The 18,226-nt window shown below is 45.6% G+C and carries 6 protein-coding genes; 2 read left to right on the top strand and 4 right to left on the bottom strand.

What is annotated here, in order from left to right; all coding sequences use genetic code 11:
- The gene (locus KXQ82_RS18380) at positions 1-999 is read right to left on the bottom strand and encodes a PorP/SprF family type IX secretion system membrane protein (RefSeq protein ID WP_219490017.1); all 999 of its coding nucleotides are present in this window, start codon (positions 997-999) and stop codon (positions 1-3) included.
- The gene (locus KXQ82_RS18375) at positions 996-3,566 is read right to left on the bottom strand and encodes a DUF8696 domain-containing protein (protein WP_219490016.1); all 2,571 of its coding nucleotides are present in this window, start codon (positions 3,564-3,566) and stop codon (positions 996-998) included. The genes KXQ82_RS18380 and KXQ82_RS18375 overlap by 4 nt, the downstream gene beginning before the upstream one ends.
- A gap of 389 nt (positions 3,567-3,955) precedes the next feature.
- On the opposite strand from KXQ82_RS18375, the gene KXQ82_RS18370 reads away from it, so the two are divergent.
- Together KXQ82_RS18370 and KXQ82_RS18365 are read left to right on the top strand one after the other, a co-directional pair.
- Positions 3,956-4,363, top strand: a complete 408-nt coding sequence (locus KXQ82_RS18370) for a hypothetical protein (protein ID WP_219490015.1) — start codon at positions 3,956-3,958, stop codon at positions 4,361-4,363.
- 20 nt (positions 4,364-4,383) lie between these two features.
- Entirely contained in the window at positions 4,384-4,740 is a 357-nt protein-coding gene (locus tag KXQ82_RS18365; RefSeq protein ID WP_219490014.1) for a hypothetical protein, read from the top strand.
- Between the two features lie 54 nt (positions 4,741-4,794).
- On the opposite strand, the gene KXQ82_RS18360 is transcribed toward KXQ82_RS18365, so the two are convergent.
- Both KXQ82_RS18360 and KXQ82_RS18355 read right to left on the bottom strand, forming a co-directional pair.
- The gene (locus KXQ82_RS18360) at positions 4,795-5,712 is read right to left on the bottom strand and encodes a PorP/SprF family type IX secretion system membrane protein (RefSeq protein WP_219490013.1); all 918 of its coding nucleotides are present in this window, start codon (positions 5,710-5,712) and stop codon (positions 4,795-4,797) included.
- 30 nt (positions 5,713-5,742) lie between these two features.
- On the bottom strand, positions 5,743-18,168 hold the full coding sequence (locus tag KXQ82_RS18355; protein ID WP_219490011.1) for a YDG domain-containing protein: 12,426 nt from the start codon (positions 18,166-18,168) through the stop codon (positions 5,743-5,745).
- Positions 18,169-18,226: the final 58 nt, after the last annotated feature.

Below are 18,226 nucleotides of genomic sequence, written 5' to 3'. Positions count from 1 at the left end.
TCAGAACCTTGGGCATACTTGTTCGCGACTGGCAAGCCGGTGCGTAAATACATAGCTAAGCGATATCTCGTAGCCGCCCTGGCGGTTAATTGCCGATTGTAAAAGTGAGTTATTAAAATCATAACTCATACCAATGATCATATTTTTTAGATGAAATCCTGTATTGGCTACCATAGCATCATTTACCCGGTACATTCCACCTAAAATAAAGCTATAATTTTCATGCAATTTAAACTCTACGTTCATACCCCCGGCAATGATATTATTTTTTTGCTGCCCAATGTATATGGCATGCGGGGTAATATCAGCAAAGTTTGCGGCCCTTATGCGTGCACCGCCATGTATAGTGTAACGGAAAGGTATGGCACCCGCAAGACCATCACTGGCTGTCTGGCTTTTTGTAGGCGTGAGGTGCGAAGCGCTTACACCGGCAAACAAATTCACTTTACTTGCCGGGTCGCCATCATAATAAAAAACTCCGGCGTTGGCATCAAACAAAGTACCGTTCGTAGCCGACAGGTTATCGGCAGTTTGAATGGTAGGATCGTAACCCAGGCCAGGTGTGTATTGATCATCAAACTGTAGTTTACTGGCATCAATACTGCGGTTAATTATACCCGCCTGTAAGCCAAAGTTTATTTTTTGATACCCTGTTTGTGAAAAGGCTATCTGGTAAGCAAAAGATGCATATCCTGCAAAATAATTGTACCCGGCACTGCCCGCGCTCTGGTTTATCATATTAAAACCCAATGCTACTTTGTCCGATGTGCGGAAATCGCCCGAAACGGCAGCGGTTTTGTAACCATTGCTTATGCCTGTCCATTGATCTTTAACGTTGGCAGTAAAACGCATATCACCATCTACTACACCTGTTAAAGCAGGGTTAAGCCATAGCGGGTAAGCATAATATTGTGAAAAGTGCGGGTCAACCTGTGCATAAACCTTGTTTACGCAAATAGCCAACAGCAGTATACAATTGATGAGTATTAATTTTTTCACTTCAGTAAAGTTATTGTTCCTTTTTTGCTCACCTCATGCCCGTTCAGCATTTCGGCCTTTAAATAGTAAACATATACCCCAACAGGTTCTTTTGTACCTTTAAATGTACCATCCCAGCCGGTGCTGGCGTCGGTTGATGTAAACAGCAACTCCCCCCACTGACTGTATACGTAGAACTTCAAATTTTTGATGCTTTGGCTGCGTACATATATAAAATCATTTTTACCATCGCCGTTAGGTGTAAAGGCATTAGGTACATATATCTCATCCGTTTGGCTTATGGCATTGCCTGCAGCAGCTCCGGCGGCGCTAACCTGGCATGCGGTGCTGCCAACGGCACTCACCAAAATGTTTACTGCCTGGTTTAACTGTAACCCTGTTACAGTATGGGTTAGGTTACCGTTTGCACTATTAAACGTAATGCCATTGTCAAGGCTTACTAAATAACTTACTGCTCCGTTAACTGCCGGCCATTTAAAAGTAACGCTCGAACCGGTTGTGGCATCAACCGTTACAACAGGAACTGCCAGGGGTTGCAGTACTTGCGCCAGTACCAACTCGCGACTGGCAGAAATACAACCTGTTACACCGTTTGTGGCATCTACATAATATTTTGTATCGGCAATGAGCGATGGGATTGTAAAAGTAGTACCTGTATATATGGAGCTCCCTCCCGTTGGGGTAGTATACCAGTTTATGGTAGTATTAGAATTGCTTGTTGCTGATAGCGTAACGCTCAAGCCCGGGCATGTTGACGCTCCCTGAACAGTTATTACATCGGCAGCAAAAATATTTATAACTACCGGTGTGCGTGTGGTAGAGTTACAGCCTGCAATGTTAACACCTTCGGCGTAATATGTAGTAGTAGCAAACAGGCCGGGTGTGGTAAAGCTGGTGCCCGTATATACGGGTGTTCCGCCGGTGGCAGCAGTGTACCAGTTGTAAACATAGCCTGCCTGCGGGCTTAATACATTTACCGTAGCTGATGAGCCATTACAAGTACTCAGCGTAGTATTATCTAACACAGGGGCAGCTGGTGGCGGAATGATATTGATCTGCACGGTTGACGAAGCGCTTGCGCATGAACCGTTGGAGTTTTCAATATATAACGTTGCAGGCGCGTAAATTGGCGGGCTTATGTAGGTAATACCTGTAAAAAGCAGGTTGGTTTTAGCAGCGGAATCATACCACCTATACGTCATGCCTGCCTGCGCGTTAATGATTGTAAATGTTGCTATACTGCCGGGACATATAGTTGTGGATGTTGGCGCCAGTATCGGCGATAATGGCAATGGTGTAATGTGCATGGCAACAGCGTTACTTACCAAAGGTGTAGCGCATGAACCTGATACCGCTATGCGGCGGTAATGCGTGGTTACATTTATTGCTGCAGGCGTGTAATCCTTTGATGTTGCGCCGGCTATGTCAATATAGTTGGTACTATCTGTAGATAATTGCCATTGATAGGTATAGCCACCGTTGCCACCGGTAGGTGTAGAGCCTGTAATAGTGGCAGGGCTGCCTACAATACAAAAAGAGGTAACTGTTGGTGCCGTGATCAGATTATTTGCAACCATTGGCAAAATATTGATAATAACCACATTACTATAAACCGGAACTGTACATATACCGGCACTTACCAAACGACGGTAAAATGTAGTTACCGATATGGCAAGCGGGTCATAATCCTTTGATGTAGCACCGTTTATATCTGTAAAATTAACCGCATCTGTTGATATCTGCCATTGGTAAGTATAAAGGCCATTTCCCCCGTTTGGTAAATTGCCGGTAATAACCGTGGGGTCGCCATTTAAACAAAAACTGTTAATAGCGGGCGGGGTGATGATGTTATTGGTCACGCCCGAAAGTATGTTGATGCTGATAGCTGCACTTATTGACGGAACGGTACAGCTGCCCAATACAATACGGCGATAATAGGTAGTGGTAGAAAGTACGCCCGGGCTGTAATCGATACCATTGGCACCTGATATATCAGTAAAAGTAACATTGTCTGTTGATAGCTGCCATTGATAAACAAAGCCGCCTATTCCACCTGTTGGCGTACTGCCTTTTATGGTAGCCGGACTACCGGTATTACAAAACACCGTTACGGCAGGAGATGTAATGGTATTATTACTGATAGGGGCTGTAGTTAAAACGGTAACAGAGTAAAATGAATCATATGATGCTACACCGCCGATGGTAACTTTACGTCTGATATCATAAATAATATTACTGCTTGTGTTGTTTACCAACAAGGTTGGCGGGTAATCGGCTGTGTTGTTAACACCGGGAGCAGTAACCCAGGCACCACCCTGTAAAACCTCCCATGCAAAACTATCCGGAACGGCCGAAACCACATCGCCTTTTATTACGATGGAAGCGCCGGAACATATGGTAATTGGCTGAGCCGTAAAGAAAAATCCGCCGGCATTTTTTTCCATACTATACCCGCTTCCCAAACCATCAGGTTTATTTACCGCACGCAGCAATGCCACGTTGGCAAACAAAAAATGGGGAAAACTAAGAAGAATGATAAACGTGGTGTGTTTAATCTTTTTATTCATGCTTCACTAAATTAAGGTCCATAAATTAAAACCCTCTTCAGCATTATTATGACCTTTATACGGAGGCAATTATAAAAGGTTACAAACCAATATATTCTCTTGTAATTTCCGGTATGAATATTTTTTGAAACTAAAGGCAAATAAGTTTCGTAAAAGAAACTTAACACGTAATTAACACATGTTAATAAACATAGGGGAATAGCATTAGGGTGCATCAGCTATAAAAATGCTTAATGGCAGTATTAAAAAAGCCTGGCACTTATTAACAAATGTTAACAGCCAATTATTCTACCAATTTAATTATTGCGTGTAAGGAAAATATGCGCCATCTAAATGAAACAAACAAAAATTATACACAATTATATAAAATTAATTAACCTGCCATTTAAATGGAGCTATTTAGTGCAGAACAAAAAGTAATACTTTTAGGTGATTTTGAATTTATATGCTATACGTTAAACAATGGCGATAAAGTTTTTTCGCATACCCGCTTGTTGAATATCATCATGGCAGATTATAGTAATCAAAACCTGCACAAACACCTTTCGGCGCTTGTTCCTTACCTGCCCTTTTTATTTATACAGCGAAAAATAAGATTAAGTATTGTTTTTATGAAAGACGGGCAACGCATCCGTGCCATATCTTATGCTGATTTTATTACCATTTGCAAAGCTTTTGTTAAAGCCGATGAAGCAGGCCTGCTTGATTCCAAATTCTTTTTGGCAGCTATTTTAAGCAGGCGTTTTTTACATTATGATACAGAGCAACAACTATCAAAAACCAACATAACAACCTAAACTTAATACCTGCCTAAACCATGACAAGCACAACAACCTACAAAGTAAACCGCAAAGTAATAGTGCTGCTCACAAGCGATGATCAGAATAATTACTTCTTCCAAAACAATACACAAATGCAGTACCTGCATGTTAACTCAACGTCTAAAATATTCCCGTCGTTATTTACCTACCAACCGGGCACCATTATTATTGATTGCGATTACCTGCAAAACGAAGTACAAGACCTGGTGAGGCGAATACGTACAAACCCCTTTTACAATAAATTAAAAATATGCTGCCTTAAACAAACTCAAAACCACAAGGCAGATGAACAGCTAAAAATTATAGGTGTCGATTTTTTATTATACAGAACAAGTTCCGCTTTGAGCAGCTAACAAAAAAGCCCCGGGAATATATCCCCGGAGCACCCAGCTCAATCAAAACTAAACTTACTTATCAAACAACTTTAGTTTAACACCAAACTCGAAAGTGTTGTTGGCATAAACACTTAAAGGGCCTGTATTATTGGTGTAGGCTGCCAATATATCCATGTTAGTGAGGTTAAGGCCAAAAGCAAGTGTAAAACTCTTATTAGTGTGGTACATGCCGCCAAAATTGATGTGATAATCATTCATTGTCATCTGCGCACCGGCATCAACAATATTATCAAAACCTTTTACTCCCCTAAAAACAACCTTAGGCTCAATGGTGAAATTACTGATGCCGTTATCAATATGTGCTTTGTAGCTTACCGCCGAAAAAAATGTTGAACGGTCAACCTCCAGGTTATTATTGGCATCATTTGTAAAAAACATGCTTTTCAAATTCGGTAGTGCTGCCTGCAGGTTCCATTTCTGACTGGTATAAGCTACTCCAAAATCACCATCTACATATATATTTCGCTGGTTAAAATTCTGCACCGAGCCATCGCCCTGGTCGCCGTTTACCTTGGTATAATCAATATAGGTATTGTTTATACCAAATGATATACCGAAGCTCAATTTATCATCATTCGCGTTAAGCGGCAAATGGTAAGCATAGGTACCCATTACGCGTGTACGGTTTATCAAACCCGCGTTATCGCCATTTACGCTCAGGCCCAGGCCTACCCTATTACCTGAATTATAATCGGCTGTAAAATTCTGTAATTTGGGCCCTCCCGGTACGGTTGTCCATTGTTGCTGATAGCCCAGGTTCAGGTTTAATCCCTGTTCAATACCGGCCATAGCCGGATTTGCCATATATTGGTTTTGATAATACATGGTTTGCATGCCGCTTAACTGTGCCATTGCCTGTTGGCTGCTAATGGTAATGGCTATCACCACTACTATCATTAAACCATTTATCTGTTTATTTAACTTCTTCACTTTTTTTGACTTTAAAGTTTTAACTTCTTTCTATCTTCTCCTTATAATCGTAACAAAACCTTTTATCGGGCTATCGCCGGTACCCAGGTCTACCACATAATAATAAGTACCCTCTGCCAGTGGCGAGCCCTGGAAGGTTCCGCTCCAATCATTAGTATATGTGTTTTTGGTATATACTATCCGGCCGGCCCTATCGTAAATGGTAACCTTATTGTTTGGATATGATTGGATATCTTTTACTACCCAGGTATCATTTCTACCATCTCCATCAGGCGATAGGATATTGTTTGGTGCAATAGCTGAAGGAGCTGTTGCTCGGTGGATAGTCAGGGTATAAGTTAGCTTGGTTATACCATCCTGTGCCGTTGTAAATATGCTGATAATATTATCGCCAAACAGCAAATTGAGCGTAATACCCTGCGCGTTTGCAGCCGGTTGCCCGTTCACCAATATGGTTGCTGTAGCGTCGGTCAATGTCGGCGTAAGCGCTATCTGGCTGATAGTGTTATCTACCAATGCAGTATAAGTGTATGTTCCCTGAGCAAATGCAGGCGTTAACGTACCGGAGCTGATAGCCAGGTTGGCCAATGTAGCGATAGCCGATGGCGCACGTGTTACCGTTACCGTATATGTAGCTGTAAGCCCGCTTTGCGCAGTTGAAACAACTGTAATAGCATTAGCACCAACCGTAAGCGGAATACTACCCGAAGCAACACCACTTACTACCGAAACACCATTTACTTTTACAGTTGTTGTAGCATCTATAGTGGTTGGTGTAAGCGTTATTGATGTTACCGCGTTAGCTACTGCTGCAGTGTATGCTGTAGTAGCGCTTGCAAATACCGGCGATAATGTACCCGAGCCTAGTGTTAAACTTGCCAGGTTAGGGTTAGCTGCCAACGTTACTGTCATAGTACCCGTCACATAGCTAATAGCATAATTTGGTGATGCTGCACCCGTTGCCGTGATAGGATAATTACCTACCGGCGATGCCGTTACCGCTGTAGTGGTTACCGTTGGTTGCGCAGTTAAGCTCGCATTGGTATCGCCACTTACAAAACCGGCATATGTAACGGTTAAAGCAGGATTTACAGTTCCCTGCGATTTGGTTTGGTTAGCCGCGGTTATGGTTAATGGTGCCGGGCTTACTGTTAACGTACCTGCTGTGTAAGTAATGGTATAGTTGCTACCCGCCGCACCCGATACCGTGATAGGGTAAGTACCCACCACGCTACCAGTTACAGCTGTAGTAACTGCTGTGGGTTGTGTGGTTAAGCTGGCATTGCTATCGCCATTTACAAAGCCGGTGTAGGTTACGCCCAATGCCGGGTTAACTGCTCCGTACACTTTGCCGGTACTGGTTCCTGCAATATTTAACGTTGCCGGGGTTATCGTAAAGGCGGTGCTGTTTGCCGATGCCTGTGCAAAGGTATAGTTAGCTGCAGTTAAACCTGAGCCTGTTACCGCGTATGTGCCAACCGGACTGCCTGTAACAGCGGTAGTAGCAAAACTCATTGCACCCGTAGTTGCCGATGCCTGTGTATCGCCACCAACAAAGCCTGTTATGGTACCTGTGATGGTTGGATTAGCAGCTCCATAAACTTTGGTTGCAGGTGTTGCGGTATACGTTAATACACCAGCCGTAATAACACCCGTAGTGTTTGGCACATAGCTAACGCTATAATTGTTGCCACTGTTACCATCGTTAATAACCAAACCTGCCGGCGTAAGGGTTTTACCTATGCCTACTGCCGCGCTGTTAAAGGTTTGCGTTGGCGCAGTTGCGATAAGGTCGCCGCTTACAAGTGTGCCAACAGCTGGTACACCCACCGAAGCTGTAGTATTGTTGTATGCCTTGGTATCTGCTACAGCCGTCACCGTAACACCCTTAGCGGTGATAATACCTGTAGTATTGGTTACATAGTTAATGTTATAATTAGCTCCGCTGTTACCATCGTTTATAATCAGGCCCGATGCTGTAAGTATTTTACCTGTACCCACATTCCCGCTATTAAATATTTGTGTTGGCGTTGTCGCGATGGCATCACCGCTCACCAATCCGGTTACAACAGGTATACCTGCCGAAGCCGTAGTCTTATCGTAAACCTTTGTACTGGTTTGCGCGGTTACCGTCGCGGTTACCGCAGTTATCACACCCGTAGTATTGTTTACATAGCTGATACTGTAGTTGCTTCCGCCATTACCATCATTGATCACTAAACCTGAAGGAACTAACGTTTTGCCACTACCTGCATTTACGTTGCTGAACACTTCTGTCGGAGCAGTACCCACAACATCGCCGCTTATCAATCCGGTTACAACCGGAATACCTGCCGAAACTGCCGTCTTATCGTAAACCTTGGTACTGGTTTGGGCAGTTACAGTAGCGCTTGCCGTGGTTATTACGCCGGTAGTGCTATTTACATAGTTGATAGTATAGTTAGCGCCGCTATTACCGTCGTTAATTACCAGGCCAGATGGCGTTAATGTTTTGCCTGTACCCACATTCGCATTTGCAAATACCTGGGTTGGGCTTGTTGCGATAACATCGCCGCTCAATAATCCGGTAACAACCGGCAGTACCGATGAAGCTGTCGTTTTATCATAAACCTTGGTACTGGTTTGGGCAGTTACGGTTGCCGTTGCCGTGGTGATTACACCCGCAGTACTGTTCACATAGCTAATGCTGTAATTTGCTCCACCATTACCGTCGTTAATAACGAGGCCTGATGGCGTTAGTGTTTTTCCTGTACCCACAGCCAGAGTATTGTATACCTGTACAGGCGCGGTTGCCACAGCATCGCCACTTAATAAACCTGTAACCACAGGCGCGGTTGCAGAAGCGGTTGTTTTATCGTAAGCCTTAGTTGCCGCTTGCGCAGTTACGGTTGCTGTTGCTGCGGTAATTACACCTGTTGTATTATTTACATAAGTGATATTATAATTACCGCCGCTGTTACCGTCGTTAATCACTAATCCCGAAGGTGTAAGTATTTTACCGGTACCCGAATTGGCTGTATTGTATACCTGAACAGGAGCGGTGCTTACTACGTCGCCGCTAATTAACCCTGTTACTACCGGTACAGTTGCCGAAGCGGTTGTCCTGTCATAACCCTTAGTGGCAGTTTGGGCTGTTACTGTTGCAGTAGCCTTGGTAATAACACCTGTGGTGTTATTCACGTAACTTACAATATAGTTTGCACCACCATTGCCATCGGTAATTACCAGGCCCGATGGGGTTAGTGTTTTAGCTGTTCCCACATTGGCATTGGTAAATAACTGGGTTGGCGCGGTTGCAACTACATCGCCGCTTATCAAACCGGTAACTACAGGTGATACAGAAGACGTTGTTAATTTGTTATAAGTCCTGGTATCCGTTTGCGCGGTTACTGTGGCTGGCGCTGCAGTGATAACACCTGTAGTATTGTTTACATAGCTAATTGAATAGTTGCTTCCGCTGTTACCATCATTAATAACAAGACCCGATGCGGTTAGCGTTTTACCTGTTCCAACGTTGGCGTTATTAAACACCTGTGCAGGAGCCGTTGCTACAACATCGCCGCTTATTAAACCTGTAACAACCGGAGCCACTGCCGAAGTTGCAGTTCTGTTGTACGTTTTAGTATCGGTTTGCGCGGTTACTGTAGCGGTTGCAGTTGTGATAATACCGGCTGTGCTGTTCACATAACTGATGGTGTAGTTTGCACCGCTATTGCCATCATTAATAACAAGGCCAGATGCGGTTAAGGTTTTGCCTGTACCCACATTCACGCTGTTAAACACCTGCACAGGCGCAGTTGCAATAACATCACCACTTAATAAACCTGTAACAACCGGGGCAACCGAAGATACTGTAGTTTTATTGTAGGTTTTTGTATCGGCCTGTGCGGTTACTGTAGCTGTTGCTGATGTGATTACCCCTGTAGTATTGGCTACGTAACTAATATTATAGTTACCTCCGCTATTACCATCTGTGATCACTAAACCTGATGCAGTTAAAGTTTTTGCTGTGCCTACGTTGGCAGTATTAAATGTTTGCGTTGGTGCAGTTCCCACAACGTCGCCGCTTATCAAGCCTGTAACTACAGGAGCAATATTTGATGCAGTTGTCCTGTCATAAGCTTTGGTATCAGTTTGTGCAGTTACTGTCGCGGTGGCTTTTGTTATAGCACCGGTAACATTGTTTACATAGCTGATACTGTAGTTATTTCCACTATTACCATCGGTGATCACCAAACCTGATGGGGTTAAGATTTTACCTGTCCCTGCATTTGCATTGTTGTAAGCTTGTGTTGGTGCTGTACCCACAACATCGCCACTTATCAATCCGGTAACCACAGGTGATACCGAAGATGCAGCTGTCCTGTTATACGTCCTGGTATCAGTTTGCGCGGTTACTGTGGCTGTTGCTGCAGTGATAACACCTGTTGTATTATTTACATAGCTAATGGTATAGTTATTCCCACTGTTACCATCGGTAATTACCAGGCCTGATGGCGTGAGTGTTTTTGCTGTACCCGCATTGGCGTTTGCAAATGCCTGCGTTGGCGCAGTGCCCACAACGTCGCCGCTTACCAAGCCTGTAACAACGGGTGCCACCGATGACGCTGTCGTTTTGTTATATGCTTTGGTATCGGTTTGCGCGGTTACCGTTGCAGTAGCAACAGTAATAATGCCCGACGTACTGTTTACGTAGCTAATAGTGTAGTTATTCCCACTGTTACCATCGGTAATTACCAAGCCCGAAGGACTCAGTGTTTTGCCGGTACCAACATTGGCGTTGGCGTAAACCTGCGTTGGTGCAGTACCAACAACATCACCCGTTGCCAGGCCGGTTACCACCGGAGTTCCTGCCGATGCAGTTGTTTTATCGTAAGTTTTGGTGCCTGCCTGCGCGGTTACCGTTGCGGTTGCCACGGTAATAACACCTGTAGCATTATTTACATAGCTAATGGTATAGTTGTTCCCGCTATTGCCGTCGGTAATTACCAGACCGGATGCTGTGATGGTTTTGCCCGTGCCCACATTAGCGCTACTAAAAGCTTGTGTTGGTGCAGTACCAACAACATCACCGCTTATCAGGCCCGTTACTACCGGCGCTACCGAAGATGCGGTGGTCTTATCATACGTTCTTGTGTCGGTTTGCGCGGTCACAGTTGCTGTTGCTACCGTGATAACACCCGTAGTGTTATTTGTGTAAGTGATGTTATAGTTGCCACCACTGTTACCATCCGTAATTACCAATCCCGATGGCGTTATGGTTTTACCAGTACCCACATTGGCATTGGCAAAAGCCTGTACCGGTGCAGTACCAATCACGTCGGTTCCTTGTAATGCTCCTACTAACGGACTTACCGATGATGTTGTTGCTCTGTTATACACCCTGGTATCTGTTTGCGCGGTTACCGTTACACTTGCCTTGCTAATGTTCGCATTGGTTGATGCCGTTGTTCCTGCAAGGGTATAATTGGCCGAAGCCCCGCCGCTAATACTAATGCCTGTTACGTTCACGGTTTTGCCATTACCAACGTTCTTATCGCCAAAAGCAGCAGTATAAGTAGTGGTAAAGGTATCGCTGTTAACACGATTATCACTCAGGGTTACAGTTGCAGTGTTACTACCGTCGTATGTTTTGTTTGTTCCGGTTGCCGTCACCGTTAAGGTAGCTTGCCCAACCACAATATTACCACCCGCATAAGTAATGTTATAGTTACTTGTAGAGAAGCCATTAGCGCCTACAGCCGCGCTGGGTACCGCCGTTGCTGTATTGGTAGCAACCGGGGCTGTTGCCGCGGCACCTGTTCCGTAGGTAATGGTAACCGAACTGATGGTATTGCTGTTTTGCAAGCTACCGCTTGTAATTGAGTATGCAGTTGAGCCTGTACCGCTGGTTAATGTACTGCCATAAGTTTTATTAGCCGTACTTGCCGTAATGGTCAGATTATATTTACTAACTGTACTCGACGGAATTATCGTCGATGCGCTCGAAGCGCCTGAACTGGTCATTACTACGCTACCAGAATAGTTCCCTGCATTGTTGGCACTTGATAATCTTACATAAACAGGTGTTGAAGAAATTGTACCCGCCGCTCCTATAACTACAGTTGATGTAAAAGTAGTGTTATCAGCACTTACCTCGAACCCTGACGGTGGCGTAACGGTAATACCTGCCGTCATATCCGTACCCGATATATTAAAGCTATCGGATGATGATGCCGTACCAAATGTCCCGGTAAACGCGGATAGGTTACCTGTAACAGTTATTGCAGGCGTAGGCGTTGCTGTTACAACAATGTTTCCATAAGCATAGCTAAAGTTGTAATTTGATGCGCTAAAAGTACCGCCGGTGGCTGCAGATATTTGCACCTGTCCGGTATAAGTACCTACAGCATCGCTCGCTGCCGCACCTGTACCGTAAGTAACTGTGACACTGCCAATAGTTTCACTACCTGCAAGTCCCGCCGAGCTGAACGATGTAAAGCCCGTACCACTGGTTAATGTATTTCCAAATACTTTGCTAACATTGGCTGCGGTAATAAGCACAGTTGTTTTGGCAACCGTACCGTTATAAGCTAAATAAGTAATATTGTAGTTTGATGCCAGGAAACCGCCAGAGCCTGTAGCTGCCGAAGGTGTAACCACATAAGTGCTACCTGCGGCTGTTGTTGCCGATAAGCCTGCTGCATTGGGCGTAAGCGTAACTCCATCCAATACTTCACCCGAGGCTAAAGTGCCTGATACCGAAAAATTAGTAGTAACCGGGCCTGCAGTTAAAGCAACGCCATATTTTTTTGTCGGGCCGGTTGCCGTAACAGTTATTGCTCTTGTAGTTACTGTGCCGTTATAAGCAGCATAAGTGATGTTATAGTTGCTTGCCGCGAAGCCGCCTGTACCCGTTGCCGCCGATGGCGTTACAACATACGATGAACCTACGGCTGTGGCTGCTGATAAGCCTGCCGCATCGGGAGTTAAAGTAACCCCGGTAACTGCTTCGCCACTTGCAGGCGTACCCGTTACCGAAAAATTGGTAGTGCTGGTTCCTGCACTCAAAGCTGTACCATAGCTTTTAGCCGGGCCGGTTGCTGTAATGGTAAGTGCTGTTGTAGCAACTATGCCGTTATAAGCAGTATAAGTGATATTATAGTTACTCGCTAAGAAACCGCCTGTACCTGTCGCCGCACTCGGTGCTACCGTGTAGGCTGAACCTGCCGAAGTACTTGCAGATAAACCTGCTGCATCAGGTGTTAATGTTACGCTGTTTATTGCTTCACTTCCCACCAAAGTACCGGTGACAGAAAAATTGGTAGCGCTGACGCCTGTGATTAAAGCTGTACCGTATGTTTTAGCCGGGCCGGTTGCTATTACCGTAATACTTGGTTTGCTAACCGTGCCGTTATAAGCAGTATAGGTAATATTATAGTTGGATGCCGAAAATCCTCCGGTGCCTGTAGCTGCCGAGGGGGTTACAACATAAGCAGAACCCGCCGAAGTAGTAGCAGATAAGCCTGCCGCATCAGGCGTTAAGGTTACACTGTTTATTGCCTCGCTTCCTACCAAAGTACCACTTACATTAAAGTTAGCGCTGCTGCTACCTGCCGCTAATGCTGTACCATACGTTTTGCCCGGTCCGGTTGCTGAAACAGTAATATTGGGTTTACTAACTGTACCGTTGTAAGTGGTATAAGTAATGCTATAGTTTGATGCCGAGAAACCACCTGTACCTGTTGCAGCCGATGGTGTTACCGTATATGACGACCCACCCGCGGTTGAAGCCGATAGACCGGCAGCATCAGGGGTTAAAGTAACACTTGTCAACGCTTCTCCGCTGGCAGGTGTGCCTGTAACCGTAAAGTTGGTAGTGCTTGCTCCTGCTGTTAACGCTGTACCATATGTTTTAGACGGGCCGGTGGCCGTAACTGTTAGTGCCGCTGCCGATACCGTCCCATTAAACGGTGTATAAGTAATGTTATAGTTGCTCGCTGAGAAACCACCTGTACCTGTTGCCGCGCTCGGAGTAACCACATAGGCAGATGTTGCCGCTGTAGTTGCTGATAAGCCTGCTGCATCTGGCGTTAAAGTAACACTGGTTAATGCCTCGCCGCTGGCAGGTGTCCCGGTAACGGTAAAGTTAGTGGTGCTTGCACCTGCTGTTAACGCTGTACCATATGTTTTAGACGGGCCGGTGGCCGTAACTGTTAGTGCCGCTGCGGATACCGTCCCATTAAACGGTGTATAAGTAATGTTATAGTTGCTCGCTGAGAAACCACCTGTCCCTGTCGCCGCACTCGGAGTAACCACATAGGCAGATGTTGCCGCTGTAGTGGCTGATAAACCCGCTGCATCTGGCGTTAAAGTAACACTGGTTAATGCTTCGCCACTGGCAGGTGTCCCGGTAACGGTAAAGTTAGTGGTACTCGCGCCTGCTGTTAAAGATGTACCATAAGCTTTTGAGGGACCAGTAGCTGTTACCGTTAACGGTATTGTCGATACTGTTCCGCTGAATGGTGTATAAGTAATATTGTAGTTTGATGCTGAGAAACCACCTGTACCTGTTGCCGCGCTCGGAGTAACCACATAAGCAGATGTTGCCGCTGTAGTTGCGGATAAACCTGCCGCATCCGGGGTAAGTGTAACACTGGTCAATGCCTCGCCGCTGGCAGGTGTCCCGGTAACAGTAAAATTAGTGGTGCTTGCACCTGCTGTTAAAGCTGTACCGTAGGATTTAGCCGGGCCGGTGGCCGTAACTGTTAGTGCCGCTGCCGATACCGTCCCATTAAACGGTGCATAAGTAATGTTATAGTTGCTCGCTGAGAAACCACCTGTACCTGTTGCCGCGCTCGGAGTAACCACATAAGCAGATGTTGCCGCTGTAGTGGCTGATAAGCCTGCCGCATCAGGGGTAAGTGTAATGCTTGTCAACGCTTCACCACTTGCAGGTGTCCCGGTAACGGTAAAGTTAGTGGTACTCGCTCCTGCTGTTAAAGATGTACCGTAGGCTTTTGAAGGACCGGTGGCTGTTACCGTCAATGGGATCTGGCCAACAATAATATTACCCGTTGCATAGGTAATTACATAATTGCTTGTTAAAAACCCGTTTGCACCTACCGCTGCTGATGGTGTTACTTGTCCGGTATAGGTCGTGGCGGCATCGTTTGCGGCTGCGCCTGTACCGTACGCAATAGTTACCGAACTAATGGTGTTGCTGTTTTTTAATGTGCCGCTCGATAATGAATATGCTGTTGAACCGGTAGCACCTGTAATAGCCGTTCCGTATGTTTTGTTGGCATTTGTAGCTGTAATAGTAATTGGCGCGCCGCTTACTGTGCTCGATACCGTTGCCACATTTGCATTGGTAGCACCACTGCTGCTCAATACCACATTACCCGAATAGAAAGTGGTGGCCGCGGTTGATGTTAACCTGATATAAACCGGTGTTGAAGTGATGGTTCCGGCGGCGCCAATAGTTACTGTTGATGCAAAAGTAGTATTATCCGCACTAACCTCGAAGCCCGTTGGCGGAGTGACCAGGATACCCGCCGTCATGTTTGTACCCGATACATTGAATGTGCCCGAGGCTGATGCAGTACCGTATGTAGTGCTTAAAGCAGATAAAGTACCTGTTGATGATATACTTGGGGTAGCAGTTGAAACCACTGTACCTGTAAACTTAACATCATCTAAACTAAACGTACCCGAAGAAGCGTTGCCTGCCGAAAAACCGTATATGCGGAAAGTAACCGCGCCGGTTAAATTGGTAAAATTACTACCCAATGTTACGCTGCTGCCCGACTGGGAGGCAGAGCTGGTATTGGTATTGGTAAATATGCCGCCCGATGTGGTTATCACACCATTGGAGCTGTTAGCTGTCAGGTCGGTTGCAAAATTATCGCCACCCGCATCGCTGCGCACACTGTATTGCCCCGGTCCCGATGCGCTTGAACGCTGTACGGTAAATGAAAGGCCTGTTAGCGATAAGTTGTAGTTAGATGCCGGTGTTACGGTAACAGAAAAGTATTTGGTAAGATCGATGCTTGTAGCAGTTGTCCAGGTATTAGCATTAAAACGGCCTGCAGCACTTGTAGCTGCCGCCCCGGTTATGGCAAATGATCCCAAAGTTACATTATCAACTAATGGAACCTGTGTAGGGTCGGGCGATACGCCCGATGCTGAAGCAAAATCATAATTTGCCGTAAAGTTTGTTGCTGCAAGTGTTGCTGTAGATGTACTTACGGATGCACTGCTGCTTGCCGCTCCGGCACTAACTGCTTTCACCCTAAAATAATAGGTAGTACCGGTAGTTAACCCTGTTATTGTGGCATTGGTTGATGTAGTAGAAACACTGCCGTAGCCAGATACAATTGAATTGAATCCGGCATCGGTAGCCACATCATAAGTATAACTTGCAGCGCCTGATCCTGCCGTCCAATCTACATTGAAGCTTGTTGCGTTAACACCTGCTACGCCCGTTAACGTTGGCGCTACCGGCAAGGTGGTAAAGCTAAGACCGGCATCGGCAGTTGATCCTGCGGCATTTATGCCCTTCACCCTATAATAATAAGTAGTACCCGCGGTTAAGCCGGTAAAGCTGTATGTGGCGGTAACGCTACCGGTATTGGCAGCTACTGTCGCGTTGGTTGTCGCTCCGGCCGATGTACCGCTGCCGCTGCTTACTGTAGCCGCACTTACCGAGCTGGTCTCGAAGGTAACCGTTGTACTGGCTCCATTGTCGTTAATGGTACCGTTCAACGTGGCTGATGTTGTACCAATACTACTTGCGGCGGCTGTAACCGCCGTTGGTGCGTTAGCTACGGTTACGTTTATGGTATATGTTTTTGTAGAAGCATCCTGGGCAGTTACTACAACGCTTATGCTATTAGCCCCTGCACTAAGTGATATATTACCCGAAGCTGCCCCGCTGGTTACGGCTACTGTATTTACTTTAACCGTGGCATTTGCATCGGCCACCGTTGGCGTAACTGTAATACTTGAGGTGTTTAACGGTGTCAATACTGTATAACTTGTAGTTCCTGCCGCAAATGTTGGTGATAAGCTGAAGCCGCCACTAACCGATAGTGAAGACAGGTCGGCATTTGATGATAAACCCGCGGCAGTTGTACCTGTAGCTGATGAAATAGCCGACTGGTTGATCGGAGTAATTGACTGATCCTGCGAAACGGTGTATATGGTGTAAGCTGTTGATGGGGTTAAACCTGTTATAGTTTTTGTTGCATCAGTAGATGCATAGCGCACAACAAACGAACCTGATGCAGCAGCCGGGTTGTTGTTCCCGTCTTGCCCGGCTAAAACCTGCGCAACGGTTGTTGGCGCAGTACCCCCCGTAGTTGGGATGGCTACATAATATGTTTTCCCCGGGATATTCAGGTTGCTTGTCAGATCGAGCGATGAACTAAGGGGATTGCTCACTTTAGGATAAGTTGACGTATTAACCGGTGCAGCAGACGCCGTTACCGTACCCCCCACGGCAAGGTCATTACCTGTTACGTTACCAAATCCAAAAGTTCCGCCGGTGCCCGTAGCTCCCCAGCAATATAAGCGGAAAGTAATGGTTTTACCTGAGGCTACATTTTGTAGCGCAGTTATTGTGGATAGAGGTATCTGTGTTTGAGCAGTACCAGTGTTTGCAACACCCGTAGAAAAAGTAAAAATATTACCGATAGTAACCCCTGTTGTAGCAAAACCATCAAGGCTGTATTTCCAGATAAAACTTGATGGCCCTGTAGCTGATTTCCTAAAGTTCACATCAATTGAGTTCAAATTTACGTTATAGCCCGATGACGCGTTTACAGTAAACTGGAGATATTTATTTACTGCAACTGCATCTGTAGAGTCGCCGTTTGCTGTAAAATTAGTTGCATTAAAAGTACTCCCTGTGACACTTCCTACATTAAGCGAACCACGCGAAATAGTTACCGCGCTGTTTAAATTAGCAGCAACCGATGTGGGGGTATTAGATGTTTGCGTACCCGCCTGGTTAATAAAATCCCAGGCAAGCATCGTATTCGTTGCCATCACAAGTGGATTGGCCACAGGTGCACCGGTAGTAAGATAAGTTTCGGCCCCGGCAATACCATTATACTCAATTACTTCGGCTGTGTACGTTACATTGGATGCCAGGCCTGTTATGTTAACCGATGACCCGGCACCATTATAAACACAATAAAAACCTGAAGTACTTATCTGGCTACCCGACCCGTAAGCTGTATTGGGGTTATAAGTAGTATTTGCCGCCGGTGCCTGAATAGTGGTAGTACTTGTGGCTTTTAAAAATACAACACGTGCCGTGCCGTTACCATTGGTCCAGCTTAGCGTAGCGCTTGTTGAAGTAAGGTTTGTAAAAACAAGGTTAGATGCCTGTACGGTTGGCGCGGCGGCCCATACCGTTGCCGGTAAAATAAATGCAATACAAAGAATGAGCGGGAGTAAAAGTTTTTTCATGTACTATCAGTTAATCAATAATTTAATCAATACAGGGGGAGCAAATATACAGCGCGAC

The sequence above is a fragment of the Mucilaginibacter rivuli genome, from assembly GCF_019391655.1.
In the GTDB taxonomy this organism is placed as follows: domain Bacteria; phylum Bacteroidota; class Bacteroidia; order Sphingobacteriales; family Sphingobacteriaceae; genus Mucilaginibacter; species Mucilaginibacter rivuli.
This window is presented reverse-complemented; position numbering and strand designations above follow the sequence as displayed.